The organism is Microbacterium sp. C448 (assembly GCF_000582705.2).
GTDB classification, from domain to species: Bacteria; Actinomycetota; Actinomycetes; order Actinomycetales; family Microbacteriaceae; genus Microbacterium; species Microbacterium lacus_A.
In genome coordinates, this window is record NZ_HG779759.1 from 1 (window position 1) to 2,699 (window position 2,699).

A 2,699-nucleotide genomic window follows, 5' to 3' on the forward strand; every position below is an offset into this window, starting at 1 on the left:
GTGCGGGCTCGGGTAAGACCCGCGTGCTCGCGCACCGCATCGCGGGCCTGCTGCGCACAAAAGAGGCCTGGCCGAGCCAGATCCTCGCCATCACGTTCACGAACAAGGCCGCGGCCGAGATGCGCGAGCGTGTCCACGCCCTCGTCGGCGAAGCGACCCGCGGCATGTGGATCTCGACCTTCCATTCGGCGTGCGTGCGGATCCTGCGGCGCGAGGCCGAGGCGTTCGGCTTCAAGTCGTCGTTCACGATCTACGACTCCGGCGACTCGAGGGCCCTCGTCAAGCGCCTGATCAAAGAGCACGAGGGCGACAGCTTCGGGCTCACGCCCGCGGGAGTGAAGAGCCGCATCTCGAAGCTCAAGAACGAACTCGCGGATGCCGAGTCCTACGCTCGCACAGCGAATATGAGCGACCCGGCCGAGCGCATCTTCGTCGAGATCTTCGCCGACTACCAGCGCTCGCTGCAGCGTTCGAACGCGTTCGACTTCGACGACCTGATCGCCCAGACGGTGTACCTGTTCCGCGCGTTCCCGAAGATCGCCGACACCTACCGCCGCCGCTTCCGGCACATCCTGGTCGACGAGTATCAGGACACCAACCACGCCCAGTACGCCCTGATTCACGAGCTCACGCGCCCCCTGTCATCCGACGAGCCCGAGCCGTTCGAGGGCTCCGGCGGCATGATGATCTTCGAAGCGCCCGTGCCCCGGGCATCCGATTCCCTCGAGCCCGCGTCCCTCACGGTCGTCGGCGACTCCGATCAGTCGATCTACGCGTTCCGCGGCGCCGACATCCGCAACATCAGCGAGTTCGAGCGCGACTACCCGGGCGCCAAGGTCGTGCTGCTCGAGCAGAACTATCGCTCGACGCAGACGATCCTGAACGCCGCGAACGCCGTCATTTCGCACAACTTCGACCGCAAAGACAAGAAGCTGTGGACGGATGTCGGGGCGGGCGAGAAGATCGTCGGTTTCACCGGCTACTCCCAGCACGACGAGGCCCAGTTCGTCGCCGACGAGATCGAGGTCCTGCACCGCGGGGGTGTCGCCTATGGCGATGTTGCAGTGTTCTACCGCACCAACTCGCAGAGCCGTGCTCTGGAAGAGATCTTCATCCGCTCGGCGCTGCCCTACAAGATCATGGGCGGCACGAAGTTCTACGAGCGTGCCGAGATCAAGGACGCCCTGGCGTACCTGGTCGCCGTGGCCAACCCGGCCGACGACATGGCCGTGCGGCGCATCCTGAACAAGCCGCGGCGCGGCATCGGCGACGTCACCGAGTCGGCGATCGCGCGATACGCGAGCAGCGAGGGTATTTCGTTCCGCGACGCCCTCGCGAATGCCTCCGCGCTCGGCGTCGGGCCCAAGATTCAGGCCGCGATCGTGCAGCTCGACGCGGTGCTGGATGAGGCATCCGCTCTCATGCTGCCCGCGAGCGGCGAACTCGCGCCGGTCTCGGCGGTCGCGGACGGCCTGGCGCTGCTGCTGAACAAGTCGGGTTTCATGGATGCGCTGCGCGCCAGCCGTGACCCGCAGGACGAGGCCCGGCTGGAGAACCTCGACGAGTTCGTCTCGGTCGCCAAAGAGTTCGCGCGCAACAACCCCGACGGCACGATCATCGACTTCCTCGCCGAGGTCGCGCTGGTGTCTGATGCGGATGACCTCGAGGATGCCTCGGGTTCCGTCTCGCTCATGACCATGCACACGGCCAAGGGGCTGGAGTACGACGCCGTGTTCGTCACGGGTGTTGAAGAAGACCTGCTCCCGCACCGGATGTCCGCGAACGAGCCCGGCGGCCCGGCCGAGGAGCGACGCCTCTTCTACGTCGGCGTCACGCGTGCGCGCAAGCGCCTGTATCTGTCGCTCGCGATGACACGCGCGCAGTTCGGCGAGGTCACGGTCGCGATGCCGAGCCGGTTCCTGCAAGAGATCCCGGCCGACCTGATCGACTGGCGGCAGTCGCCCGGTGACGTGAATTCGCGCGGACGTGGCTCGGGCCGGGCGCTCGGTGGCGGGTATGGCGGTGGTGGCTTCACGGGTGGTGGTCGCTCGGGTGGGGCGACAGCCGGCAACCGGTACGGCTCGGATCTGGTGCCCACGTCTACCGCGCTCGACCGGTTCCCGAACCGCGTGCCCGCACGGGTGCGTGACAACGGCGACCTCGAACTCGCCGGTGGCGACCGCATCCGGCACGACGACTTCGGCGAAGGCCGCGTTGACGCCGTCACGGGCGAGGGGGCGCGGCGCGTGGCGCACATCCGCTTCGACACGGTCGGTGCGAAGAAGATCCTGATCAAGATCGCGCCGATCGAGAAGATCTAGCGGATACAGCCCGCGGTCGCTGAGCCTGTCGAAGCGACCCGCTGTGCCTCGGCTGCCTCGACTCGGTGGGTCGCGATCGCCCGCGGCGGGAAGTGATGCCCGGGTTAGTCTGGTTCGATGGCTGTGTTCTCGAGACGTCCGAAGCGCGGCGATGCCGCGGCCGACACCACGAACGCCTCGTCGGCGGCCGTCGAACCCGGCGAAGAGTCCCCGGCTGCGTCATCCGCCGAGGACGCAGCGCCCGCCGAGGACGTGGCGTCCGAGTCCGTGCCTCAGGTCGGTATCTCGGTGTCGACCTATCGCGGTGGCGGGGGAGCAGTCGGCCGGCCGACGACACTGCCGGATGCTTCCGCACTCCCTGCTGCGGCAGGGTCTCCC

1 protein-coding gene and 1 pseudogene are annotated in these 2,699 nt (G+C 67.5%); both read left to right on the plus strand.

Annotated elements, in window-relative coordinates:
• A partial coding sequence (locus MIC448_RS12825) for an ATP-dependent helicase (protein ID WP_036300397.1) occupies positions 1-2,321 on the plus strand: 2,321 nt, incomplete at its 5' end.
• 117 nt (positions 2,322-2,438) lie between these two features.
• A pseudogene (locus MIC448_RS12830) lies at positions 2,439-2,699 on the plus strand (hypothetical protein); the annotation flags it as partial.